The sequence below is a fragment of the Rhizobium beringeri genome (assembly GCF_004306515.1).
Taxonomy (GTDB): Bacteria; Pseudomonadota; Alphaproteobacteria; order Rhizobiales; family Rhizobiaceae; genus Rhizobium; species Rhizobium beringeri.
This window is the reverse complement of record NZ_SILG01000001.1, coordinates 4,559,638-4,584,037: the sequence shown is the minus strand read 5'-3', so window position 1 is coordinate 4,584,037 and position 24,400 is coordinate 4,559,638. Positions and strand designations below refer to the sequence as shown.

Annotated in this window: 26 protein-coding genes; 16 read left to right on the top strand and 10 right to left on the bottom strand. The window is 61.7% G+C overall.

What is annotated here, in order from left to right; translation table 11 throughout:
• The first annotated feature begins 22 nt into the window (after nucleotides 1-22).
• The gene (locus tag ELH03_RS22705) at nucleotides 23-643 is read left to right on the top strand and encodes an RBBP9/YdeN family alpha/beta hydrolase (protein ID WP_128409931.1); all 621 of its coding nucleotides are present in this window, start codon (nucleotides 23-25) and stop codon (nucleotides 641-643) included.
• 204 nt (nucleotides 644-847) lie between these two features.
• On the opposite strand, the gene ELH03_RS22700 is transcribed toward ELH03_RS22705, so the two are convergent.
• Nucleotides 848-1,534: a glutathione S-transferase family protein gene (locus ELH03_RS22700; protein WP_128404540.1), complete on the bottom strand. Its 687-nt coding sequence runs from the start codon at nucleotides 1,532-1,534 to the stop codon at nucleotides 848-850.
• 121 nt (nucleotides 1,535-1,655) lie between these two features.
• Here ELH03_RS22700 and ELH03_RS22695 point away from each other — a divergent pair, with 121 nt between their 5' ends.
• From ELH03_RS22695 to ELH03_RS22685, 3 genes are all read left to right on the top strand, one after another.
• Nucleotides 1,656-2,213 carry a TetR/AcrR family transcriptional regulator gene (locus tag ELH03_RS22695; RefSeq protein WP_130766732.1) on the top strand — a complete coding sequence of 186 codons (558 nt, stop codon included), beginning with the start codon at nucleotides 1,656-1,658 and terminating at the stop codon, nucleotides 2,211-2,213.
• Between the two features lie 237 nt (nucleotides 2,214-2,450).
• Nucleotides 2,451-2,660, top strand: a complete 210-nt coding sequence (locus tag ELH03_RS22690; RefSeq protein ID WP_003555857.1) for a KTSC domain-containing protein — start codon at nucleotides 2,451-2,453, stop codon at nucleotides 2,658-2,660.
• Between the two features lie 412 nt (nucleotides 2,661-3,072).
• Complete coding sequence (locus ELH03_RS22685; protein ID WP_018244322.1) at nucleotides 3,073-3,312, top strand: CrpP-related protein; 240 nt, start codon at nucleotides 3,073-3,075, stop codon at nucleotides 3,310-3,312.
• Here the strand turns inward: ELH03_RS22685 and pncB are convergent.
• The 8 genes from pncB to ELH03_RS22645 all read right to left on the bottom strand — a co-directional run bounded on the left by pncB (nucleotide 3,294) and on the right by ELH03_RS22645 (nucleotide 12,784).
• Nucleotides 3,294-4,598: a nicotinate phosphoribosyltransferase gene (gene pncB / locus ELH03_RS22680; protein WP_011650004.1), complete on the bottom strand. Its 1,305-nt coding sequence runs from the start codon at nucleotides 4,596-4,598 to the stop codon at nucleotides 3,294-3,296. The two genes, ELH03_RS22685 and pncB, sit on opposite strands and share 19 nt — an antisense overlap.
• Before the next feature lie 186 nt (nucleotides 4,599-4,784).
• Nucleotides 4,785-5,132, bottom strand: a complete 348-nt coding sequence (locus ELH03_RS22675; protein WP_197730005.1) for a hypothetical protein — start codon at nucleotides 5,130-5,132, stop codon at nucleotides 4,785-4,787.
• Between the two features lie 87 nt (nucleotides 5,133-5,219).
• Nucleotides 5,220-6,179 (bottom strand): 2-hydroxyacid dehydrogenase, encoded by a 960-nt coding sequence (locus ELH03_RS22670; RefSeq protein WP_128404538.1) that lies wholly within the window; start codon nucleotides 6,177-6,179, stop codon nucleotides 5,220-5,222.
• Between the two features lie 8 nt (nucleotides 6,180-6,187).
• Entirely contained in the window at nucleotides 6,188-7,825 is a 1,638-nt protein-coding gene (locus ELH03_RS22665; RefSeq protein ID WP_128404537.1) for an ABC transporter ATP-binding protein, read from the bottom strand.
• The gene (locus tag ELH03_RS22660) at nucleotides 7,822-8,970 is read right to left on the bottom strand and encodes an ABC transporter permease (RefSeq protein ID WP_128404536.1); all 1,149 of its coding nucleotides are present in this window, start codon (nucleotides 8,968-8,970) and stop codon (nucleotides 7,822-7,824) included. Before ELH03_RS22660 ends, ELH03_RS22665 begins: the two co-directional genes overlap by 4 nt.
• Nucleotides 8,970-10,058: a microcin C ABC transporter permease YejB gene (locus tag ELH03_RS22655; RefSeq protein WP_128404535.1), complete on the bottom strand. Its 1,089-nt coding sequence runs from the start codon at nucleotides 10,056-10,058 to the stop codon at nucleotides 8,970-8,972. Before ELH03_RS22655 ends, ELH03_RS22660 begins: the two co-directional genes overlap by 1 nt.
• Nucleotides 10,059-10,208: 150 nt before the next feature.
• Nucleotides 10,209-12,041: an extracellular solute-binding protein gene (locus ELH03_RS22650; RefSeq protein WP_128404534.1), complete on the bottom strand. Its 1,833-nt coding sequence runs from the start codon at nucleotides 12,039-12,041 to the stop codon at nucleotides 10,209-10,211.
• Nucleotides 12,042-12,154: 113 nt separating this feature from the next.
• Nucleotides 12,155-12,784 carry a TetR/AcrR family transcriptional regulator gene (locus ELH03_RS22645; protein ID WP_128404533.1) on the bottom strand — a complete coding sequence of 210 codons (630 nt, stop codon included), beginning with the start codon at nucleotides 12,782-12,784 and terminating at the stop codon, nucleotides 12,155-12,157.
• A gap of 35 nt (nucleotides 12,785-12,819) precedes the next feature.
• On the opposite strand from ELH03_RS22645, the gene ELH03_RS22640 reads away from it, so the two are divergent.
• The 7 genes from ELH03_RS22640 (at nucleotide 12,820) to ELH03_RS22610 (ending at nucleotide 19,585) form a co-directional block, all read left to right on the top strand.
• Nucleotides 12,820-13,392 (top strand): isochorismatase family protein, encoded by a 573-nt coding sequence (locus ELH03_RS22640; protein ID WP_130766658.1) that lies wholly within the window; start codon nucleotides 12,820-12,822, stop codon nucleotides 13,390-13,392.
• A 123-nt stretch (nucleotides 13,393-13,515) separates the two neighbouring features.
• Complete coding sequence (mepA, locus tag ELH03_RS22635; protein WP_128405582.1) at nucleotides 13,516-14,592, top strand: penicillin-insensitive murein endopeptidase; 1,077 nt, start codon at nucleotides 13,516-13,518, stop codon at nucleotides 14,590-14,592.
• A gap of 138 nt (nucleotides 14,593-14,730) precedes the next feature.
• Entirely contained in the window at nucleotides 14,731-15,111 is a 381-nt protein-coding gene (locus tag ELH03_RS22630; protein ID WP_003583482.1) for a methylglyoxal synthase, read from the top strand.
• A 17-nt stretch (nucleotides 15,112-15,128) separates the two neighbouring features.
• Nucleotides 15,129-16,154 carry a glucokinase gene (locus ELH03_RS22625; protein WP_128405583.1) on the top strand — a complete coding sequence of 342 codons (1,026 nt, stop codon included), beginning with the start codon at nucleotides 15,129-15,131 and terminating at the stop codon, nucleotides 16,152-16,154.
• Between the two features lie 146 nt (nucleotides 16,155-16,300).
• A complete protein-coding gene (locus ELH03_RS22620; RefSeq protein WP_128405584.1) occupies nucleotides 16,301-18,088 on the top strand; it encodes an ABC transporter ATP-binding protein in 1,788 nt (595 codons plus the stop codon).
• 15 nt (nucleotides 18,089-18,103) lie between these two features.
• A complete protein-coding gene (gene dapB, locus ELH03_RS22615) occupies nucleotides 18,104-18,928 on the top strand; it encodes a 4-hydroxy-tetrahydrodipicolinate reductase (protein WP_128409930.1) in 825 nt (274 codons plus the stop codon).
• 21 nt (nucleotides 18,929-18,949) lie between these two features.
• Entirely contained in the window at nucleotides 18,950-19,585 is a 636-nt protein-coding gene (locus tag ELH03_RS22610) for a 2,3-bisphosphoglycerate-dependent phosphoglycerate mutase (protein WP_128405586.1), read from the top strand.
• Nucleotides 19,586-19,624: 39 nt separating this feature from the next.
• On the opposite strand, the gene phnF is transcribed toward ELH03_RS22610, so the two are convergent.
• Nucleotides 19,625-20,362, bottom strand: coding sequence for a phosphonate metabolism transcriptional regulator PhnF (phnF, locus tag ELH03_RS22605; protein ID WP_130766657.1), 738 nt, complete (start codon nucleotides 20,360-20,362; stop codon nucleotides 19,625-19,627).
• Between the two features lie 165 nt (nucleotides 20,363-20,527).
• Here phnF and phnG point away from each other — a divergent pair, with 165 nt between their 5' ends.
• The 5 genes from phnG to phnK are packed head-to-tail and all read left to right on the top strand — an operon-like array spanning nucleotide 20,528 to nucleotide 24,368.
• On the top strand, nucleotides 20,528-21,004 hold the full coding sequence (gene phnG, locus ELH03_RS22600) for a phosphonate C-P lyase system protein PhnG (protein ID WP_128405588.1): 477 nt from the start codon (nucleotides 20,528-20,530) through the stop codon (nucleotides 21,002-21,004).
• A complete protein-coding gene (gene phnH, locus ELH03_RS22595; RefSeq protein ID WP_128405589.1) occupies nucleotides 21,004-21,612 on the top strand; it encodes a phosphonate C-P lyase system protein PhnH in 609 nt (202 codons plus the stop codon). The genes phnG and phnH overlap by 1 nt, the downstream gene beginning before the upstream one ends.
• A gap of 4 nt (nucleotides 21,613-21,616) precedes the next feature.
• Nucleotides 21,617-22,723 (top strand): carbon-phosphorus lyase complex subunit, encoded by a 1,107-nt coding sequence (locus ELH03_RS22590; RefSeq protein ID WP_105007873.1) that lies wholly within the window; start codon nucleotides 21,617-21,619, stop codon nucleotides 22,721-22,723.
• A complete protein-coding gene (locus ELH03_RS22585) occupies nucleotides 22,720-23,595 on the top strand; it encodes an alpha-D-ribose 1-methylphosphonate 5-phosphate C-P-lyase PhnJ (protein ID WP_003544415.1) in 876 nt (291 codons plus the stop codon). The genes ELH03_RS22590 and ELH03_RS22585 overlap by 4 nt, the downstream gene beginning before the upstream one ends.
• Nucleotides 23,592-24,368 (top strand): phosphonate C-P lyase system protein PhnK, encoded by a 777-nt coding sequence (gene phnK, locus ELH03_RS22580; RefSeq protein WP_003544413.1) that lies wholly within the window; start codon nucleotides 23,592-23,594, stop codon nucleotides 24,366-24,368. Before ELH03_RS22585 ends, phnK begins: the two co-directional genes overlap by 4 nt.
• The last annotated feature ends 32 nt before the right edge of the window (nucleotides 24,369-24,400 follow it).

Sequence of the window (24,400 nt, the reverse complement as noted above, 5' to 3'; positions counted from 1 at the left end):
CGGAGAGGGACGCGGTTTTCCGATGATCATTCATTCCGAAGCAAATGAAAATGCATCATTTTCACCTGCGCGGATGATCAGAGGAAAAGACATGAAGGACATCATTATATTGCCGGGGATCGGCGGTTCGGGCGAGGCTCATTGGCAAACACGCTGGGAAAGGTCGAACCCGGAAATGCGACGTTTTCAACCAGCCGATTGGGAAAACCCCGACCTGGCGGACTGGATTTCAGCCCTAGAGCGCGCCGTCGGCGCATCGGCAACCCCTCCCCTGCTGGTCGCCCACAGCCTTGCCTGTCTGCTGGTCGCTCATTGGCAGCAGGTTTCTTCACTTGCCGTTGCCGGAGCGTTTCTTGTGGCGGTCCCGGATCCGCAGTCCGCGTCATTCCCTGACGAGGCGGCCGGATTCGCCGATCCGCCGTCGCAAAAGATGCGCTTCCCCACTCTGATCATCGCAAGCGCCGATGATCCCTTCGGCACGCTCGACCATGCCCGTGCGCGAGCGGATCTGTGGGGCAGCGGTCTAGTCGCGATCGGTCCTTGCGGCCATATCAACGGGCAAAGCGGACTTGAGGACTGGGGCCAGGGAAAGGCCTTGCTGACGGCGTTTTCCGCCGGATTGGCGCCATCGCATCGAGCTTGATCTCACTCGCGTCCGCGACGAAACGGCCCAGACGGGACTTTGCGTGTTTTGGACGCTCGCAAGACGGAACAGTGAAGTGCCCGCCTGCGAGCGCCCATTCGACTAGAGCGCCGTGCGTCCTTTCAGACGCCCAAAGGGTGCTCTAACTCTTTCAATCCACGCATCGGCTTTCCGAAAATCGATTCCAATTTTCGAGCCGATGCACTAGAAACCGAGGCGGCGCAGGTCTTCGGCTTCCAGATTCTGTCCGCTGCGGTTCTTGACGCTCGGAAGTTCCGAGACGCGGGCATGCCACGCCTTGAGTGCCGCACAACCATCAGGAATTTCAATCCCGGCGGCGCCAGCGAAGAGCAGTGCGGCGAAGACGGTAATGTCGGCCATTGAAAATGTGCCGCCGGCGACATACGGCCGGGTCGCTAGGACGTCGTCGAAGTACCGCAAACCCTCGATCGCTAATTCGCGATGGCGCAATCCCCACTCTTTGCGATGCGCCCATTCAGGGCTCTTGTGGGCTTCGAGTGCGGATCCAAGACCCGGTGTACCGTGATGGAAGAAGATACCGATATTGTCGATCAGCATGTTGTCGGCACGCTTCTGCATCATGTGGATCAGACCTTTTTCGAGAGGGGTCCTGCCGGTCAGGGTCGGATTACCGTCGAGATTGTCGAGATATTCGGTGATGGCGGTGCATTCGGCAAGGAAGGTGCCATCATCGAGTTCGAGGATCGGGACAACACCGGACACGTTCTTCAATAGGAAAGCAGACTGCTTGTGTTCCGCTGCGATCAGGTCGACGGAAACGAATTCTATCTGGGATTCAACGCCCTTTTCCGCCAAGACGATGCGAATGCGCGACGGGTTGGGAAAGCCGGCACGATCATAGATTTTCATGGAAATACCCTTTGCCTGTTATCTATCTATCGATTGATAGATGCCGGAATAAAGGTTCTTTTCTTTTATCCTGTCAAGTGTTATCTATCGATAGATAGACAAGGATACGAATGTGACGCCGATGGATACCCGCGAGACAATTCTCAAAGCCGCCCGCAGCATGGTGCAGGCGCATGGTTACAACGCTTTGAGTTTTCGCGAACTAGCCAAGGAAGTTGGGGTGAAGAGCGCGAGCGTTCACTACCATTTTCCAACCAAAGGCGATCTCGGCGTAGCGCTGGCGCGGCGTTATACGGACGATCTTGTCGCCTATCTGGAAACGCTGTCGGCAAGCTCTAAAGATGAACAGCGTTGGAGCAAATATTATACCGACGTCTTCCGTGAGCCTCTGATCAATGACAACCGCATGTGTCTGGTGGGCATCATGGCCGCCGAGCACAGCGATCTGCCAGCCGAGGTCAGAAAGGAAGTCGACAGATTTACTGATGCGAATGTCGACTGGCTGGCGCATGTTCTTTCCGTCCGAATGCGCGAGACAGACAAACAAGCGCTGCAACAGAGGGCGATGGCAATCTTCGCAGCCATCGAGGGCGCGCAGCTCTTGGCCCGAAGCAAGGGTGACGTTTCGGTCTTCGACACGACAATCAGTGCGTATAGATCAGCGGGGCTTCTCCCTTGAGCGGCTTTAGCGACGGAAATGCAATTCGTCCCCGCGCAGGACCATCTAAATACAGGAATTGGGTATCAGCAACTTCCGCAACGAAATGGAAGAGAGGGCTCATCTAACCCGTCGCTCCGGCGCGCGCGGCGAGGTCCAAAGCGTCGAAAGATTCCTGATTTTTTACCATGCAGCTTCACCGCGTCTTTGCACGTTTGGGTTTACCGTCTGCCAAAATCAAAAACAGAGGTAAAACAGGTGGAAGAACTGTCGGTAAAGTCGAAGATCATCAAATCCGTCTATTTCAGCCAGGAAGACGGACGGCTCAGGATTTGTTTCAAGAATGGCGAGGAACGTCTGTTCGAAGGCGTTCCCTCCTCGGAAGCGCATGCGATGACGGTGGCGCCGTCTCCCGGCCACTATTATCTCGACCGGATCAGAACTCGGTTTCGCAGATTGGCAGCCTGAAAACCCGAGCGGATAGCCTTGCACGAGATCGGGACGAGGCCGGTGGATATTAACCGGCTGTTAGCCCTCGATATCATCTGGGTTGGATCGCCCCTGCCGGAAAGCGGCAACTTGTCGGCGCTGCCGGCCTGTTCAAGGTCGGCCAGCCGGGAGGCTCGGCGGCGGACCCCAGCCAGGAAGTCGAGCCTCCCCGTCACGGGTGCTCGTTGTGCGTGATGGCGAAGCGCATGAACGGCTCTCGGACGCCGCCACGCGGCTTGTCTTATGAGATGACCCAGCCCGGTTGCGACCTAATCATCCCTTGAACTAGCGAATTGGGGCTAATCCTGTGAAAAACCCGAATTGTCGCATCCGGACTCGACAATGCTTTATTAGCATGGTTGCATAAATCGGGATAAAGACGGGGGTAATGATGTTCGAGAATCTGCTTGAGATGCAGGAGCGTGGCGCACGGGACCGTGCGCGTGGCCGCAGTCTGGCCGACAATCCGATGTCGAAGCCGGATATCCTGCCGATCACCGATTTTCAGGAATGGTACTCGATGTTCGACGCCTGGCGCTTCGGTTGGTCGATCGAGGATGCGATGGCGGGGCACATCAATATGCCCCGGGATGGCGGCACATTGGCCCAGACCTACACCAGAACGGTCTGATCGATCCTGTCCTCGGCGCCGAAGAATTTCAGGTAGCGTTCGACCTCGGCCGGTTCTCCGGTCGCCTTCTGCGGGTTGTCTGAGAGCTTCACCGCCGGACGGCCGTTGGCGTCGCTAACCTTGCAGACGACGGAGATCGGGTTGAGGCCGGAGATCTCGATCGGCGCGCAGCCGGAAAAATCATTCGTCAGGTTGGTGCCCCAGCCGAAGCTCATGCGCACGCGGCCTTCGAAATGCCGGTAGGTATCGATGATGGCGTCGACATCGAGGCCGTCGGAGAAGATCAGCAGCTTCTGGCGCGGATCCCGACCCATCTTCTTCCACCAGTCGATAATCTTTTCGCCGCCTTCGATCGGCGGCGCACTGTCCGGGCGGAAGCCGGTCCAGTCGGCGACCCATTCCGGCGCATCGCGCAGGAAGGCGGCGGTGCCAAAGGCATCGGGCAGCACGATCAGAAGATTGCCGCCATAGAGCTTGTTCCAGTCGCGCAGGATCTTGTAGGGCGCGTTGCGCAACTGCTCGTCGGTTTCGGCAAGGGCGGCGGCCACCATCGGCAGCTCGTGGGCATTGGTGCCGACGGCCTCGAGATCGGAATCCATCGCCAGCAATACGTTGCTGGTACCGGCAAAGGCCGGCCCGATGCCTTCCTTCAGCGCCTCGACGCACCAGCGCTGCCAGAGGAAACTGTGACGGCGGCGGGTGCCGAAATCGGAGATGCGTAAGCCCGGCAGTTCCTTCAGCCGTTCGACCTTCGACCACATCTTCGCCTTGGCCCTGGCATAGAGCACATCGAGGGTGAAGGGGCCGAGCGCCTTCATCGCCGAGCGCGACCGTAACTCGTTGACGATGGCAAGCGCCGGGATCTCCCACATGGTGGTTTCCTTCCACGATCCGTGGAAATCCAGCACATATTGCCCGTCCTTCTTCGACAGCTCGTATTCGGGCAGCTGGAAATTGGAAAGCCAGGCGAGGAATTCCGGTTCGAAGATCTGGGCGCGACCATAGAAACTGTTACCCGCAAGCCAGATCATCTCCTTCTTGGAGAGCCTCAGCGTGCGGGCATGATCGAGCTGCTCGCGCAATTCGCCTTCATCGAGCTCCTCGGCGAGACGCACCCGTTTGGTGCGGTTAATGAGGGTGAAGGACGCGTTCACATCAGGATAGAGCTTCCAGATCATCTGCAGCATCAAAAGCTTGTAGAAGTCGGTATCGATCAGGCTGCGGATGATCGGATCGAGTTTCCAGGCGTGATTGTAGACGCGTCTTGCGATATCAGTCCTGGCCATGAAATTCCTGCCCCTGTCCACTCCGGTCAGGTGCTGCCAAATTCCCGGGTACTGCCAAGTTCCGGGCCGGCGCACGAAACCGGCTCGTGTGCCTTCTTATCGAAAAATCGGCGGCTAAAGTCCAGACAAAACAATAAACGTCCCGCCGCAGCGTCGCGGCGGGACGTGAACTGGTTTTGCTCACGATTACTGGGCCGGCGTTGCGGGCGCTACATTCGGAGCAGCCGGCGTGGTGTTCGGCGTTTCGGTTGGAACGGCAGTACCGTTCTGTAGCGCCGGCGCGGGGGCCGGAGCAGGCTGCTGCGACTGAAGCTGCTGGCCTGGCTGCTGCGGCGCCACCTCGTTCGCTTCGCGCTTGCCCCAAATCTCGACCGGTATCCAAACCACGAAGGCAAGCACCAGCGCGACGATCAGCACCGTCAGGATGCGATAACCCGTGCGTCCCTGCTTTGCCTTCACCGGCGGGATCAGCTCTTCCTTGTGAAGCTTGCCATCGGACTTTTCCCAGCGTGTTTCCGTCTGATACGCCATCATCGTCTCCTTCCGCTGTCTTAACCGGCCTTGCCGGCCGCAAGAATTTCCGCAATGGAAACGGGTGGCTGTCTGGAAGGTTCCGAAAGCTCAATAGCCGGCGGCGCGGTCGACCATGAATTGCAGCGGTTCGCCACGCTCGAAACGGGCGATCTGCGTCTCGACATGACGGAACAGCGCGTTTTCTTCGGAGACGGCCGCGTCGTGCGGCGTGAGGAAGACGTTCTGCAAGTCCCACAATGGGTTGTCTGATGCAAGCGGTTCCGCCTCGAAGACATCGAGGGAAGCGCCGCCGAGGGTACCGTTGCGGATGGCGGAAACGATATCGGCCTCGACCTGGCTCTTGCCGCGGCCGGCATTGATGAAGACCGGTTGCCCGAGCGCGCCGTTGCGGCGCAGCTTCGCAAACAGCCCGGCGTCATAGAAGCCTGATGTTTCAGGCGTCAGCGGCAGCAGGCCGACGAGGATGTCGGTCCTTGCGAGGAAGTCGTCCAACTCGCTGGCATCGAAAGTTTCGACGCCGTCGATCTGTTTGCGGCTGCGCGACCAGCCGATGACGTTAAAACCCATCACCCTCAGCTTGGCGGCCGCATCCTGCCCGAGAATGCCGAGGCCCATGACGCCGACCGTCACTTCCGCCGCCTCCGGCGCGATCAGCTTGGCCCATTCACGTTGCCGCTGGTGGTTGTCATGGGCGTATTGCCCGCGCAGATGCATCAGGCATTGCATGACAACCCATTCACTCATGCGGGTCGTCAGGCTGCGGTCGACGAAGCGAACGATCGGGATCTCGGGCAGGCCAGCCATGCCGATGATGTGGTCGACGCCGGCGCCTCCCGAAAAGATCACTTTCAGGTTCGGCGCCCGCGCGAAAAGGTCGGCATCCGGTTTCCAGAGAAGCGCGTATTCGACCTCACGGAGATCGCGTGCCCGATCGCCTGGATCGGCGAGATTGATGCTGCCGCGGTCGGCAAACGCCGTCTTCAGCACGCGGGCGACGCCTTCGGAATTGAACTTGATATCGACGAGAACGGGAGGACGGGCGGACATGATCTTCTTTACTGCTGCACGGCGAGCGTTGGCACCGCCTCGATGTTGAAAGCGGCGGCCATCAGCGCCCTGGTGTAATCGTTCTTCGGCGCGCGGAAGATTTCCGAGGACGGTCCCTGCTCCACCACCTTCCCGAACCGCATGACGATGACGTCGTTGGCGAGCGCCTTCACCACCTTCAGATCGTGGCTGATGAAGAGATAGGCGAGGTCGTGCTTCTTCTGCAGATCGCGCAGCAGATCGACCACCTGCGCCTGCACGCTCATGTCGAGCGCAGAGGTCGGCTCGTCGAGCATGACGAAGCGCGGCTTCAGCACCATGGCCCGGGCGATGGCGATGCGCTGGCGCTGGCCGCCGGAGAATTCGTGCGGATAACGCCAGCGGGTCAGCGGATCGAGACCCACCTCCTCCAGCGCCCAGCAGACACGCTGGTCGCGTTCTTCAGCGGAAAGGGAGCGCTCATGCACCTTCAGCCCTTCGGCGACGATATCGCCGACCGACATGCGCGGACTGAGCGAGCCATAGGGATCCTGGAAGACGACCTGCAGCTGGTTGCGCAGCGGCCGCATCTCGCTAAACGAATAGCCGGCTATATCCTTGCCGACGAAGGCGATCCGCCCTTGCGAGGAAATCAGTCGGGTGAGCGCCAGGCCGAGCGTGGTCTTGCCGGAGCCGGACTCGCCGACGACGCCGAGCGTCTGGCCGGCGCGCAGCGATAGATCGATGCCGTCGACCGCCTTGACGTGATCGACGACACGACGCATCAGCCCTGATTTGATCGGGAACCAGACGCGGATATCCGAACCTTCCATTACCATCGGTTTCGACGGATCGGCCAGCGGTGGTTCGCCGCGCGGCTCGGAGGCGAGAAGGTGCCGGGTATAGTCGTGCTTCGGATTGGCGAAGACGTCCTCGACGGTGCCGGTTTCGACGATCTTGCCCTTGGTCATGACGCAGACGCGATCGGCGAATTTGCGCACGATGCCGAGATCATGGGTGATGAACAGCAGCGACATGCCGTGGACGGCCTTCAACTGCCGGAGCAATTCGAGGATCTGCGCCTGCACGGTGACGTCGAGCGCGGTTGTCGGCTCGTCGGCGATCAGCAGCTCCGGCCGGTTGGCGAGCGCCATGGCGATCATGACGCGCTGGCGCTGGCCGCCGGAGAGCTCGTGCGGATAGGCCTTCAACCGCTTCTCCGGCTCGCGGATACCGACCTGGTTCAGCAATTCCAGCACACGCTGGCGCGCCGGCTGGCCGGTGAGGCCCTGGTGCAAGGCCAGGATCTCGGCGATCTGCTTCTCGATCGTATGAAGCGGATTGAGCGAGGTCATCGGCTCCTGGAAGATCATGGTGATGTCGTTGCCGCGCACTTCCCGCAGCGCCCGCTCCGATGCCTTCAGGAGGTCCTTGCCCTTGAACAGGATTTCGCCGGAGGGATGGCTTGCGGACGGATAAGGCAAAAGCCGCAGGATCGAGTTGGCCGAGACCGACTTGCCGGAGCCGGATTCGCCGACGAGCGCCACGACCTCGCCTTTGGCGATATTAAAGGAGATGTGATCGACGGCAAGCGAGGTCTCGCCGCCCTGATGAAAGGCAACAGAGAGATCGCGGACGGAAAGCAGCGGTTCTGGCATGTCACTCATTGAAACGTCTTCCTCGGATCGAAGGCATCGCGCACTGCTTCGCCGATGAAGATCAGCAAGGAAAGCATGATCGACATGGCAAAGAAGGCCGTCAGCCCGAGCCATGGCGCCTGCAGATTGGTCTTGCCCTGCGCGATCATCTCGCCGAGCGAGGGGGAGCCCGGCGGCATGCCGAAGCCGAGGAAATCGAGCGAGGTCAGCGTGGTGATCGAGCCGGAGAGGATGAAGGGCAGGAAGGTCAGCGTCGCGACCATGGCGTTCGGCAGCAGATGGCGCCACATGATGGTGCGATTGTTGACGCCGAGCGCGCGGGCGGCGCGGACATATTCGAAATTGCGGGCGCGCAGGAATTCGGCACGCACGATGCCGACGAAGCCGACCCAGGAGAAGAGCAGCATGATGCCGAGCAGCACGAAGAAGCCGGGCGGCAGCAGGGCGGCGATGATCAGCAGGATGTAGAGCACCGGCATCGACGACCAGATCTCGATAAAGCGCTGCAACAGCAGATCGGTCCAACCGCCGAAATAGCCCTGCACCGCGCCTGCCGTCACGCCGATGATTGCCGAGCAGATGGTCAGCACCAGGCCAAAAAGCACCGATATGCGGAAACCGTAGATGACGCGCGCCAGCACGTCGCGCGCCTGATCGTCAGTGCCGAGCCAGTTGAGATTGCCGAGGGTGCAATCCGGATCGTTCCCCCCTTGCGGGTAGCCGGCGCAGCGCTCCTCCTTCGTCATCAGCCAGAAGGGGGCGGTGGGCGCCGAATGCGGAATGTTGGAATTGACCGAGCGGTAGGAATAGCGGATCGGCGGCCAGACCATCCAGCCATTGGCATTGATCTCGTCGGCAATGACCGAAGAACGATAGTCGGTTTCGGCCAGGAAGCCGCCGAACTTCTCCTCGGGATAATCGATGAGGACCGGAAACAGGACCTCGCCCTTGTAGGAGGCGATGATGGGCCGGTCGTTGGCGATGAACTCGGCAAACAGGCTGAGGATAAACAGCAGCATGAACAGCCACAGCGACCAGTAACCGCGGCCGTTCGCGCGGAAATTCTGCCAGCGGCGAATGTTGGTCGGCGAGAGCAGGCCCTTGCGCGGCGGCTTGACGGGTGTTGCGACGGCAGGATTTGCGGCGGCGTCCATCAGACATCCCTCCGCTCGAAATCGATGCGCGGATCGATCCAGGTGTAGATCAGGTCGGAAACCAGGCTGACGACGAGGCCGAGCAGCGAGAAGATATAGAGCGTGGCGAAGACGATCGGGTAATCCCGGTTAATGACCGAGAGATAGCCGAGACGGCCGAGGCCATCGAGCGAGAAGATGTTTTCGATCAGCAGCGAGCCAGTGAAAAAAGCGGAAATGAAGGCGCCGGGAAAACCGGCAATGATGATCAGCATGGCGTTGCGAAAGACATGGCCATAGAGTACCTGCCGCTGGTTCAGACCCTTGGCGCGGGCGGTGACGACATATTGCTTCTTGATCTCCTCGATGAAGGAATTCTTGGTCAAAAGCGTCGTCGTCGCGAAGGCGGACAGGGAGAGCGAGATCAGCGGCAAGGTGAGGTGCCAGAAATAGTCGAGCGGCTTCTGCCACCAGGCCAGCTGATCGAAATTGTCGGAGACCAGGCCGCGCAGTGGAAACCAGTCGTAGAAGGAGCCGCCGGCAAAAAGCACGATCAGGAGAATGCCGAAGAGGAAGCTCGGTACGGCGTAACCGACGACGATGACGCCCGACGTCCAGACATCGAAGGTCGATCCATCCTTGATCGCCTTGCGGATACCAAGCGGGATGGAGATGGCATAGGAGAAGATCAGGATCCAGATGCCGAGCGAGATCGACACCGGCAGCTTCTCCTTGATGAGTTCGAGCACGGAGGTGTTGCGGAAGAAGCTCTCGCCGAAATCGAAGCGGCTGTAATTCCACATCATCTCGCCAAAACGGGTCAGCGGCGGCTTGTCGAAGCCGAACTGCTTTTCGAGCTTGGCGATCAGTTCCGGATCGAGGCCCTGGGCACCGCGATATTTCGAGCCTTCATCGCTGCCAGTGCCGCCGAGAAGATCGCCACCGCCGGACAGGCGCTGGTCGGCACTATCGGCCTGACCGGTCAATTGGGCGATCACCTGCTCGACGGGACCGCCGGGCGCGAACTGGATGACGATGAAGGAAATCGCCATGATGCCGACGATGGTCGGGATCATTAGAAGCAGGCGGCGAAGAATATAGGCGCCCATCAGCCTTCAGCCTCCGGGAATGTTTTTCCTGTCTGCCTGCCGTCCAGTCTCATGCCGCTCAATCCGCCAGCCTTCCCTTGCCGGCCCTGCCGGCTTGTCGTGATTCGCTCGTGCCATTTGGAGCCGAGGGCCCCTGCATTGCAAGCCCGCTCATTTTGCCGAGGTCGACCACCAAGCATCGGGGAAACCCAGGCCATAGGCCGGAAACTCGGCCGGCCGGGTGATCCTGTTCCAATAGGCGAGGCGAGACGTCCTGGAATAAAACAATGGCACGACATAGTGATTGGCAAGCAAGACGCGATCCATGGCCTTGATCGACGCGACCTGCTCGTCCCGGTTCGGCGCGAAAATGATCATGCGGATCAAGGCATCGACGGCCGGATCGGCGATGCCGGCATAGTTGCGCGAGCCGGGCTGTTTCGCCGCGTCAGAACCCCAGTAGTCGGCTTGCTCGTTGCCCGGATTCATCGTCTCGCCCCAGATGCCCCAGATCATGTCGTAATCGAAGCTTCTGACGCGGTTCGTATATTGCGAGGCATCGACGGTGCGCAGACGGGCATCAATCCCGATCTTCTTGAGGTTGTTCGCATAGGGAAGGACCGAGCGTTCGAAGGACGGGTTGGACAAGAGGATTTCGAAGCTCATCGGCTGGCCGGTCTTCGCGTTGACCATGCGATTGCCCTTGAGCTCCCAGCCGGCCTCTTTGAAAAGAGCAATGGCCTTGCGCAGATTGTCACGGATTTTCTGCGGATCACCGGCAACGGGATTGGTGTACGGCGTTGTGAACACTTCCGGCGGAACCTTGTCCTTCAGACCTTGCAGTATTTCCAGCTCCCGTCCCTGCGGCAGGCCGGAGGAAGCGAGTTCGGTGTTCCAGAAATAGCTGTCGATCCGCTCGAAGGCATTGAAGGCGAGGTTGCGGTTGAGGTCCTCGAAATCGAAGGCATAGTTCAATGCCTCGCGCACCTTGATGTCTTTGAAGAGGTCGCGTCGCATATTGGGTACAAAAGCCTGCATGATGCCCGTGGCGCGCAGCGCGTTCGGCGGCTCCTCGCGCTTGACGCGGCCATCCTTCACAGCAGGAAAGTCGTAAGCCGTTGCCCACCGGCTTGCCTGGTTTTCCTGGCGATAGTCCACGTTGGCGGCGCGGAAGGCCTCGAACTCGACATCCCGATCACCGAAATAGGTGTAGATGATGTTACGGAAATTGTTCTGGCCGACATTCACGTTGAGGTCCTTGCCCCAATAGTCATCGCGCAATTCGAAACGAGTGGTCGCGCCCGGAGAGAAATCGGCAATCCTGTAGGGACCGGAGCCCATGACGGGTTCCAGCGTCGTCTTAGAGATGTCGCGCGGCTTGCCATCCGGTCCCGGCGCTTCCCACCAATGTTTCGGCACGATCGTCAATTGGCCGAGAATATTCGGAAGCTCGCGGTTATTCTTCTCGTCGAAAGTGAAGGTGACGTCGCGATCTCCGGTCTTTTCGGCTTTCACCACATGGCTGTAATAATTGAAGTTGAGCGGATTGAGCTCCTTGGATTTGTCGAAGCTGAAGACCACATCTTCCGGCGTTACTGGCTGGCCGTCCGCCCATTTCGCCTCCTTGCGCAGGCGGAAGGTCGCGCTGGAGACATCCGGGGGAAAGGAGAGCCCTTCGGCAAGCAGGCCGTAGGAAGCGAGAACCTCGTCATCGGCGGGTTTCATGAGAGTATCGTAGACCAGCGCCACTCCGGTCGCCACTTCGCCCTTTTCCAGCAGCGGATTGAAGGTATCGAAGGTGCCTGTTGTCGAAAGGCGCAGGTCGCCGCCCTTTGGGGCGTTGGTATTGACGTAGTCGAAATGGGTGAAGCCGGGCTGGTATTTCAGTTCGTTAATGACCGAACTTCCGATGCGGAATTCCTGGTCCTCAGCCCTGGACGAGAGGGGAACGAGAGCGCCCGCAAGCGATAGAAACAAACCGATCTTCGACCACAGAGCCGCCATTCACGCTTTCCCCTGATTATTGATGGGTTCGACAATACGAAAAATACGGGCGAAAAACAGGAGAGAGTTTGGTTTTTGCCGGGCTCGCGAAATTTTGAGCCATCGGGTCCGTGTCAAGGCGTCGCCTCTTCGAGCCGCCTTCGCAACATGCGGCGCAACTCTGCCACGAGGCGCGGGTCGCCGGCGCTATCGGGATCGTAGGCGGCGGCAACGACGATGCGCAGAAGCTCCAATATGAGGGCCGCAAGCAGATCCACATCGGGCTCCACCGGAGGATCGGCCCTCCTCAGCAGGGCGACGATGCTGGCCCGCATTTCGGCGCGTGAGCGTGTCTTGCGCTCCTTGGGAATGTCGCGCCTGGCCGCCAGAACAGGAAATTCCGGGAACTCTTCGATGAAACGCGCGAGCCTCGTAAAGACCGCATCGCCGATCTCGGCGGCAGTCATTCCCGCGGATTCGTCTTCGAGCACCGCCAGTGCCGCGTTGAAATGCTGCAGCCGATCGACATGCAGCGCCTCGGCGAGAAGGAGCTTCGTCGGAAAGAATTGATAAAGCGAGCCGATCGAGGAGCTGGCGGCGGCGGCGATTTCGGTCATCGTTGCGGCTTCGTACCCTTTTTCAAGAAAGACCGCGGCGGCAGCTTCGAGCAGTGTGGCGACACGCTCATGGCCGCGCTGGCGTTTCGGAAGACGGGTCTGCGGCTCGGGGCTTGATTTTTGTGAGGCCTCCCTCATATTTTTCATTGTGAGGATATCCTCATGTTTTATGGAGCCCTTTCATGCCGCTTTACGATCCCAAAACCACCGCGCTCATTTCCATCGATCTGCAAGGCCTCGTCCTTGGCCGGGCGCTGGCGCCCCATTCCGGCCAGCAGGTCATCGAAAACACCGCCGCCATCGCCACCAGCCTGAAGGCAGCCGGCGGAACGGTCATCCTCGCCACCGTCGGATTCTCCCCGGACTATGCCGATGCTGTCAACCAGCCGGCCGACGAAGCGCTGCACTTTCCGGAAGGCGGGCTGCCGGCCGCAGCCCTTGCGGTGCCGCCGGAGATTGCGGCCCTTGCCGCCGACGTCCATATCGTCAAGCATCACTGGAGCGCCTTTTACGGCACCGAGATGGATCTGCAGTTGCGCCGCCGCGGCGTCAGGACGGTGATCCTTGCCGGCATCGCCACCAATTTCGGCGTCGAATCGACCATACGCGATGCCTTCGCGCATAACTACGCCGTCATCGCCGCCGAGGATGCGATGACCAGCTTTTCGCCTGAAATGCATGATTTTTCCTGCCGGTACGTCCTGCCGCGGCTGGCGCGGATCCGGAAAACCGCGGAGATCGTCGCCAATGCCTGAGCCGCTGCGGCGATCCGTCACCGCCTTCTTCTCCCACCGCCAGCCAAAACATCGATTCACCAAAATCGCTTTTCACGATAGATTCGATCGCAAATCACTTCGGCAGCGGTTCAAGGGAACAGTATGGCTTTCGGCTTCGCTCAGGCTTTCAGGACATTCGGCAAACTGACGCTTGCCGGCGCAATCGGCGCAAGCCTTGCCGCCGGCGACGTCGGTGCGGAGCAGAAGACGCCGAGCCCGGGCAGCGCCAAGGGGCAGTTCGGCGCCGTCAGCCTGCCGACGCAGGGACCGGCACAGCCGATCGGCTTTTACGCAAAGGGCTGCATGACGGGTGCGGTGGCGCTGCCGACCGACGGGCCGACCTGGGAGGCGATGCGGCTTTCGCGCAATCGCCGCTGGGGCAATCCGGCGATGATCTCGCTGCTCGAACGTCTTTCGCAGGACGGGGCCAAATATGCGGGCTGGCCGGGCATTCTCGTCGGCGACATTGCGCAGCCTCGCGGCGGGCCAATGTTCAATGGCCATGCCTCGCATCAGATCGGTCTCGATGCCGACGTCTGGTTCACGCCGATGCCAGCGCGCCGCATGACCGCCGAGGAGCGCGAGAACCTGCCCTTCACCACCATGCTGCAAAAGGACAAGTTCCTGACCGTCGACCCCAGGGTGTGGACGCAATCGCGCGCGCGGCTGCTGATGCTGGCGGCAAGCTATCCCGAGGTGGAGCGCATTTTCGTCAATCCGGCGATCAAGAAGAAGATGTGCGACACCTGGACGGGCGACCGCACCAATCTCGGCAAGCTTCGGCCGGAATACGGCCATGACTCGCATTTCCACATCCGCATCAAGTGCCCGCCAGGTGCTGCGGGATGCACGCCGCAGGCTCCCGTCGCTGCCGGCGACGGCTGCGACAAGTCGCTCGCCTGGTGGTTCACGCCGGCGCCCTGGGCACCGCCAAAACCGCCGAAGCCCGGCGCCAAGCCGCCGAAGCCGCCGCGCGAGATGATGGTTTCCGATCTGCCCAAGGCGTGTGCCGCCGTGCTCGATGCTGCTTCCGTCGCCTCGATGCAGGCCGCCACCTATGGCGGACCTTCCGCCGCAAGCGCGCTCACCGCCGCGCCCGCAGCAGCGCCTGCCGCCGACGCCGACGGCGCCTTGCCCGATGTCGGCCCGGTTCCGAACGACAAGCCGGCGATACAATGACCAAACCCTGGGACCGAGGCCTGGGACCGAATCCGAGGCCCCAGCCGTGAGACCGAGACCAAGTTACGCTGTCTTTCAAATCGCAAATTCTTGGTATAAAGCGGTCAAATCGATTGAATTGTTCGGGCGGAGGGGTTGATGGCCGGCGGCAAATGCCTTGCATTGATTGCGCATGACCAGAAAAAGGACGACATGGCCGATTTCGCCCGCGCCAACAGGGACATTCTCTCCCGCTGGAAGATCGTCGCCACCGGCACGACCGGCGGGCGCGTGCTCGACGCCGCCCCCGATCTTGACGTCACCAGGTTGAAAAGCGGGCCGCTCGGCGGCGACCAGCAGATCGGCGCGCTGATTTCGACCGGTGAGGTCGACGCCCTGATCTTCTTCGTCGACCCCTTGACGCCGATGCCGCACGATGTCGACGTGAAGGCATTGATGCGGCTGGCGATCGTCTATGATATTCCGATGGCGCTCAACCACGCGACCGCTATAAAACTTCTTCCCACGCTCGAAGCCTGATCAGCACGGAACCGGCCATGCCAAAACCGAACAACAGCACCGCTCCGCTGCCTTTCCCGATCCTGATCGGCGATATCGGCGGCACAAATGCCCGCTTCTCCATCCTGAGCGATGCCTATGCCGAGCCGAAGCAGTTTCCGAACGTGCGCACGGCGGACTTCGCCACGATCGACGAAGCGATCCAGCAAGGCGTTCTCGACAAGACCGCCGTGCAGCCGCGCTCGGCAATCCTCGCCGTCGCCGGCCCGATCAACGACGACGAGATCCCGCTGACCAATTGCGACTGGGTGGTGCGGCCAAAGACGATGATCGAGGGCCTCGGCATGGAGGACGTGCTCGTTGTCAACGATTTCGAGGCGCAGGCGCTGGCAATCGCCGCCCTGTCGGATGAAAACCGCGAACGCATCGGCGACGCCACCGGCGACATGATCGCCTCCCGCGTCGTGCTCGGACCGGGCACCGGCCTCGGTGTCGGCGGGCTCGTCCATGCCCAGCACAGCTGGATCCCGGTTCCCGGCGAAGGCGGCCATGTCGATCTCGGACCGCGCAGCAAGCGCGACTACGAAATCTTCCCGCATATCGAGACGATCGAAGGCCGCGTCTCGGCCGAGCAGATCCTCTGCGGCCGTGGCCTCGTCAACCTCTATCATGCCATCTGCATTGTCGACGGCATCCAGCCGACGATGAAGGATCCCGCCGACATCACCTCGCACGCGCTTGCCGGCAGCGACAAGGCAGCCATAGAGACCGTCTCGCTGTTTGCCACCTATCTCGGCCGCGTGGCGGGCGACATGGCGATGGTGTTCATGGCGCGCGGCGGCGTCTATCTCTCCGGCGGCATCTCGCAGAAGATCATCCCGGCGCTGAAGAAGCCGGAATTCCGTATCGCCTTCGAGGACAAGGCGCCGCATACGGCGCTGCTTCGGACCATCCCGACCTATGTGGTGACACATCCGCTGGCAGCGCTTGCCGGGCTTTCCTCCTATGCGCGCATGCCGGCGAATTTCGGCGTCTCGACGGAAGGCCGCCGCTGGCGGCGTTAAGCCTGGCGCGCAAAGAAATACAGCGTTCTTGGCGCGTCCTGGCGGACGCGCGGCGCTCTAGCCAAACCAGTCCCAACTCTTTATAGACCCCGGCAAAAGTGCGCTTCGTCATCGCGGGGCGCTTGGTCCGAGACAGGAAATCCTATTTGGAAGCGGCGGAAAGCAGAACGCAGGGCGTCAGCAGCGATACCGTAACCGGCATCCTGAAGCGAATCATCGCTGAAAACGGCCGCGATCATCTGTGGGGCTATGTCTTTGCGATCGCCTGCCTCATCGTGGTGGCGCTTTCGACGGCGTTCACCGCCTGGATCATGCGGGCGATCATCGACGAGGCCTTCGCCAATCGGCGCGCCGACGTCGTCTGGATCATCTGTCTTTCGATCTTCATCGCCTTCGTGCTGCGCGGTTTTGCGAGCTATGGCCAGGCGGTGGCGCTTTCCAAGGTCGGCAACGATATCGTCGCCCGTTACCAGCGCCGGCTCTATGCGCATCTGATGACGCTTTCGGTCGGCTTCTTCAGCGAGGCGCGCTCTGCCCATATCGCCGCGCAGGTGAGCCAGAATGTCAGCGGCATTCGCGACGTGCTCAACCTGACGATCACCTCGACGGTGCGCGACCTTTTGACTTTCGTTTCGCTGCTCGCCGTGATGATCCTGCAGGATCCGTTGCTCAGCCTTGCCGTGTTCATCATGGCGCCGCCGCTGCTTTATGCGCTGCGCTATGTTTCGAAGCGGCTGCGCTCGGCGACTCGCGAGGCCGTGCATCTGAACAGCCACGTTCTCGGCGCCATGCAGGAGACGATCCAAGGCATCGCCATCGTGAAAGCCTTCACGATGGAAGAAGAGCTGGAGCGCAAGGTCAACAAGCTCATCAAAGGCGCCGAAAGCCGGGCCAACCGGATTGCTCGGCTTTCCGAGCGCACCTCTCCTCTGACGGAAAGTTTCGCGGGTTTTGCCGTCGCCAGCGTGCTTGCCTATGCCGCCTACCGCTCGATCTACTTCAATGTGCCGCCCGGCGCCTTCTTCTCCTTCGTCACGGCGCTGCTGCTTGCCTATGACCCGGCCCGCCGGCTTGCCCGCCTGCAGGTGCAGATGGAGCGCGCCGTCGTCAATGCGCGGATGATCTATGAACTGCTCGACATGGAACCGCGCCAGCGCGACCTGCCGGATGCCCGGCCGCTGACGGTGACGCAGGCAAGGATCGAATTCCGCAATGTTTCCTTCGCCTACGGCAATGAGAGCGTACTCAGCGGCGTCAGTTTCACCGCCGAGGGCGGCGCGACCACGGCGCTGGTCGGGCCCTCCGGCGCCGGCAAATCCACCGTCATCAGCCTCATTCCGCGCTTCTATGATCCGCGCGAAGGCGAAATCCTGATCGACGGGCAGGACATCGCCCACATCACCAAGAAGTCGCTGCGCCAGCAGCTCGCCTATGTCTCGCAGCAACCCTATCTGTTCGAGGGCACGATCCGCGACAATATCCGCTATGGCCGGCCGGAAGCGACCGATACCGAGGTGGAAGAGGCGGCGCGGCTTGCCTATGCGCATGACTTCATATCAGCACAGCCACAGGGTTACGAGACGCCGGTCGGCGAAAACGGCGTGACGCTTTCGGGCGGCCAGCGCCAGCGGCTATCGATCGCACGCGCCCTGGTGCGCAATGCGCCGATCCTGCTTCTCGACGAGGCGACCTCGGCCCTCGACACCGAATCCGAAGCAGCCGTGCAGAAGGCGCTCGACGAAGCGATGAGCGGACGCACCGTCGTCGTCATCGCCCATCGGCTCTCGACCGTGGTGCGCGCCGACAAGATCGTCGTCATGCAGCAGGGCCGCGTCGTCGAGGAAGGCAACCACGAGACGCTTGCGAAGGTCAGCGACGGTCTTTACGCTCGCCTCAACAACCTGCAGAGGCCTTCAGCCTCCGATTCAAACTGACCTGGCGAGACTGACATGAGCGATGCTGCGATGAAACTGGTGGTGGTTGGCGCAGCAGGACGCATGGGGCAGACGCTGATCCGGCTCATCCATTCGATCGAGGGGGTCAGGCTGCATGCCGCGGTCGAGCGCGCCGGTTCGCCCTTCGTCGGCAAGGATGCCGGCGAAATCGCCGGTCTCGGCCCGACCGGTGTCATCATCGGCGACGATCCGCTCAACGCCTTTCTCGATGCCGAAGGCGTGCTCGACTTCACCTCGCCTGCTGCGACGGTGGAATTCTCAGGCCTCGCCGCGCAGGCCCGCATCGTCCATGTCATCGGCACGACCGGCTGTTTACCCGATGACAATGCCAAGATCGCCGCGGCGGCCCGCCATGCCCGCATCGTCAAGTCGGGGAATATGAGCCTCGGGGTCAATCTGCTCAGCGTGCTCGCAGAGCAGGCAGCGCGTGCGCTTGATCCTGATGACTGGGATATCGAGATCCTGGAAATGCACCACAAGCACAAGGTAGATGCGCCTTCCGGCACCGCCCTTCTCTTCGGCGAGGCTGCGGCAAAGGGGCGCAGCATCGATCTGGCCTCGAAGTCGGTCCGGGTGCGCGACGGCCATACCGGCGCCCGCGAAGCGGGCACGATCGGCTTTGCGACGCTGCGCGGCGGCTCCGTCATCGGCGAGCATTCCGTGCTTTTTGCCGGAGAAGGTGAAATTGTCACCCTGTCGCACAGTGCGGCCGACCGCTCGATCTTTGCGCGCGGCGCCATCAAGGCGGCCCTTTGGGCACGCGACAAGAAGCCGGGTCTCTATTCCATGCTCGACGTGCTCGGGCTTTCTTCCTCATAACGATACTACGGAGGCATATTTATGAGCGGTACCCTCGTCCTCGTTCGCCACGGCCAGAGTGACTGGAACCTGAAGAATCTCTTCACCGGCTGGAAGGATCCCGATCTGACCGAGCTCGGCGTCCAGGAAGCCAATGCCGGCGGGGCGGCGCTCGCCGAATACGGAATCAAATTCGACGTCGCCTATACCTCGGTGCTGGTTCGTGCGCAGCACACGCTGAAGCTCATCCTTGACAAGGTCGGCCAGCCCGACCTCCAGACGATCCGCGACCAGGCGCTGAACGAGCGCGACTACGGCGATCTCTCCGGCCTCAACAAGGACGATGCACGCGCCAAATGGGGCGAGGAACAGGTGCATATCTGGCGCCGCTCCTATGACGTGCCGCCTCCCGGCGGTGAAAGCCTGCGCGACACCGGCGCCCGCGTCTGGCCCTACTACCTCACCGAGATCCTGCCGCGCGTGCTCAGAGGCGAGAAGGTGCTGGTTGCCGCACACGGCAATTCGCTGCGCTCGCTGGTGATGGTGCTCGACAAGCTGAGCCGCGAAGGCGTGCTCGCCCTCAACCTCGCGACCGGCGTTCCGATGGTCTACAAGCTGAAGGCGGATTCCACCGTCGCTTCCAAGGAAGTGCTCGGCGACATGTCGGGCGCACATTGATCTCACCTGCTCTTTCCCCGCTTCAGCGGGGAAAGGCGCTCAGTTCTCGATGGTGAACTGCACCCGGTCGGCCGCGAAACGGCTGATCGAATATTGCACCGGCACGCCCTCAAGATCGGTATTCATCGCCTTGGCGATCAGCAGGATGGCACCGGGAGTGAGTTCGAGGTCGGCCATATCGGCTGCACTCGCATGGGCGGCCGTTACCTCGGTCGTCGCCCGGACATAATCCGGCAGGCCGAGTTCGGCGAAAGCCTTGGTGATCGATTCCTCCGTCCGGTAAGCCGCACCGATACCGGCAAAGCGTTCGGCGGGAAACCAGCTTGTCGCCCTTGAAACCGGCCGCTTGTCTGCCTGGCGCAATGTTTCCAGGCGGATCACCTGTTCTCCCGGGTTCAGGCCCAGCCAGCGGGCGATCTCGGCACTCGCTTCTTCCTGCGCCTCATCGAGCAACAGGCCGCGCATTTCACGCGCCTGATCGCCAATGCCGGCGGTGAATCGCGTGCGCCGCGTGATCGGGAAATTCAGCCGCTCCTTGCGCTCGATCAGCGTGCCGCGACCTTGTACCGCACGGACGATACCCTCCTGCGCCAGTGCCGCCAGCGCACTGCGCACCGTATGCCGGTTGACGCCGAATTGCAGAGCCAGCACGGTTTCCGGCGGCACCATTCCCGTTTCGTCATAGGCTCCGGCGCTGATCGCCTCGCGAATCCGATCGGCGATCTGGCGCCAGAGCGCCACGCCGGTCTGCCTTTGCACCTGCTTTAATCCCGCCATTCCACCCCTGCCCTGCCATTTCACGCCTTCTGCTACAGCGTCCTTTGCGCGTCTTAAAAGGCGCGCGGCGCTGTAGGATGTCACATGCTTGTCACGACATCAATTTAGAGCTAAGTATCTCTTGTATGGTTGTCTATATCAATAGACATTTTAAGGGAAGCGGCGATGATATTAGCGGACAGGACAGACGCTGCGTCACAGACGGTATCCGGGCGCAAACGCGCCGCCGATCTGCTGGCGCGCGCGGAGCGCAGCGAACTCTCAGCGGTCTTCGATGCGCTGCCGCAAAAGCCTGTGGCCCATCAGGTGCGCGGACCGGAGACCGGGCTGGTGATGGTGCGCGGACGCATCGGCGGCGGCGGCGCTCCCTTCAATCTGGGCGAAGTGACCGTGACGCGGGCCACGGTCCGGCTCGACACCGGCTCGGTCGGCCATGCACAGGCGCTCGGCACTGACCGCGAGAAGGCCAGGCTTGCGGCGATCTTCGACGCGCTCTGGCAGGAGGACGCGACGAAGGATTTCGTCGAACAGGCACTGCTTTTACCAATCGCCGAACGGATCGCCGATGCCGAACGCCGCAAGGCGGATGAGACGGCGGCGACACGCGTCGATTTCTTCACCATGGTGCGGGGAGACAACTGATGGGTCTGAAGACAGAAGCTCTGACCGGCGGCTTTGCCGAGCCGGTCTTCCATGCCCAGAGCGTCTTCAAGATGCTGATGGACGGCACGGCCCGCCCCGGCACGATCCAGACCGTTCAGCCCGATGTCGCTCCGCCGGCACCGCTCGGCATCGCCGCCGGCACCATCGCGCTGACGCTTTGCGACCACGACACGCCCGTCTGGCTTTCCCAGGGACTGGCGAGATCCGCTTTGCCGGAGTGGCTCGGCTTCCATACCGGCGCGCCGTTGACCACCGAAAAAGCCGAGGCGCGTTTTGCCTTCACCGAGGCCGGCACCGCACTTTCCTCCTTCGGTCTCTTTGCATCAGGCACGCAGGAATATCCCGACCGCTCGACGACTGTTGTCATCGAACTCGCAGAACTCGAGGGCGGCCGCAGGCTGGCGCTGATGGGCCCAGGCATCCAGAGCGTGACGGAGATCGCGCCTATCGGCCTGCCGGAGACCTTCATGCGGCTCTGGACCGAGAACCGTGCGCTCTTTCCGCGCGGCGTCGACATCGTGTTGACGGCGGGCAAGCGTTTCCTCTGCCTGCCGCGCACCACCAAGATCACAGCAACGGAGATCTGAGCTCATGTATGTTGCCGTCAAGGGTGGCGAGGCCGCCATCGCCAATGCCCACCGCCTGCTCGCCGACCGCCGCCGCGGCGACCGTTCGCTACCGGCGATCGGCATCGAACAGATCGTCGCGCAGCTGGCGCTCGCCGTCGATCGCGTCATGGCCGAGGCCTCGCTTTTCGACCGCACGCTCGCAGCGCTCGCCATCCGCCAATCACGCGGCGACATGATCGAGGCGATCTTCCTGCTGCGCGCCTACCGCACGACGCTGCCGCGTTTCGGCTATTCCAGGCCGCTCGACACGGCTGATATGACGATCGAACGCCGCATCTCGGCGACCTACAAGGATCTGCCGGGCGGCCAGCTTCTCGGCCCGACCTTCGACTATACCCACCGCCTGCTCGATCCCTCGCTGCTTTCGGACGAGGCGGTCGAGACGCCTGCTCAGCGCGCAGCCGAGACCGGCCGCGTCATGCGCGTCTCCGAAATCCTCGGTGAAGAGGGCCTGATCGAGGCCGACGGCGACATGCCGGAAGATCATGAGATCGGCGATCTGACCCGCGAGCCGATGGAATTCCCGATGACCCGCGATCTGCGCCTACAGGCGCTTGCCCGTGGCGACGAGGGCTTCCTGCTGGCGCTCGGTTATTCCACCCAGCGCGGCTACGGCCGCAACCACCCCTTCACCGGTGAAATCCGCATCGGCGACGTCGAGGTGGAATTCGACGTGCCGGAACTCGGTTTCGCCGTCTCGCTCGGCACGATCCAGATCACCGAATGCCAGATGGTCAACCAGTTCAAGGGTTCGGCCAAGGCGCCGCCGCAATTCACCCGTGGCTACGGCCTGGTCTTCGGTCAGAGCGAGCGCAAGGCGATGGCGATGTCGCTGGTCGACCGGGCGCTTCGCGCCGAGGAGCTCGGCGAGGATATCACCGCGCCGGCACAGGACGAGGAATTCGTCATCTCGCACTCCGACAACGTCCAGGCGACGGGCTTCGTCGAGCACCTGAAGCTTCCGCATTATGTGGACTTCCAGGCCGAACTCGATCTCGTCCGCCGCATGCGCCGCGAATTCGAAGCCGCCCGCAACGGTGGCGAAGACATGAAGGAAGCCGCCGAATGACCGATCTGGCCAGCTACAACTTCGCCTATCTCGACGAACAGACCAAACGGATGATCCGCCGCGCCATCCTGAAGGCGATCGCCATTCCCGGCTATCAGGTGCCCTTCGCCTCGCGCGAAATGCCGATGCCCTATGGCTGGGGCACCGGCGGCGTGCAGGTGACGGCCTCGATCATCGGACCGGACGACGTGCTGAAGGTCATCGACCAGGGCGCCGACGATACGACCAACGCCGTTTCCATCCGCGCCTTCTTCCAGAAGGTCGCCAATGTCGCGGTGACGACACATACCAAGGATGCGACGATCATCCAGACGCGCCACCGCATTCCCGAAGAAAAGCTCGGGGTCGGGCAGGTGCTCGTCTACCAGGTGCCGATCCCCGAGCCGCTGCGCTTCCTCGAGCCGCGCGAAACCGAGACGCGCAAGATGCACGCTCTCGAAGAATACGGCCTCATGCATGTGAAGCTCTACGAGGATATCGCCCATAACGGCCGCATCTCGAGGACTTACGCCTATCCGGTGAAGGTCCATGGCCGCTACGTCATGGACCCGTCGCCGACGCCGAAATTCGACAATCCGAAGATGCACATGTCGGATGCGCTGCAGCTCTTCGGCGCCGGGCGCGAGAAACGCATCTATGCGGTTCCGCCCTATACCGATGTCGTCAGCCTGGATTTCGAGGATTATCCCTTCGATATCCAGCGTTTCGATAAACCCTGCGCCCTTTGCGGTGCGGAGGATGTCTATCTCGACGAGGTGGTTCTCGACGACAAGGGCGGGCGGATGTTCGTCTGCTCCGACACCGATCATTGCGAAGACCGCCGCGCGCACGGACATGCCGGCGAGATGCTGGCCCGGGAGGCTGCAGAATGAGCGATACCCCGCTTCTCAAAGTCCATGACGTTTCGAAATTCTACGGCAACCGCATCGGCTGCCGCGACGTCTCCTTCGAGCTCTGGCCCGGCGAAGTACTCGCCATCGTCGGCGAGTCCGGCTCCGGCAAGACGACGCTGCTCAACTGCCTCTCCACCCGGCTGCTGCCGAGTACCGGCAGCGTCGAATATCACATGCGCGATGGCAGCTACCGCGATCTCTACCGCATGAACGAGGCCGAGCGGCGCTTCCTGATGCGCACCGATTGGGGCTTCGTGCACCAGAATCCGGCCGATGGCCTGCGCATGACGGTGTCGGCCGGCGCCAATGTCGGCGAACGGCTGATGGCGATCGGCGACCGGCACTACGGCAAAATCCGCGCTTCGGCGATTGACTGGCTGGAACGTGTCGAGATCGACGCCGACCGCATCGACGACCAGCCGCGCGCCTTTTCCGGCGGCATGCGCCAGCGATTGCAGATCGCCCGCAACCTCGTCACCGGACCGCGCCTCGTCTTCATGGACGAGCCGACCGGCGGCCTCGACGTCTCGGTGCAGGCGCGCCTGCTCGATCTCGTGCGCGGTCTCGTCAATGATCTCGGCCTCTCGGCCATCATCGTCACCCACGATCTCGCCGTCGCCCGCCTGCTCTCGCACCGGATGATGGTGATGAAGGACGGCTACGTCATCGAACACGGGCTCACCGACCGCGTGCTCGACGACCCGCGCGAACCCTATACGCAGCTGCTCGTGTCCTCGATCCTGCAGGTCTGAGCGCTACTGCATAATTCCTTAAATCCGAATCG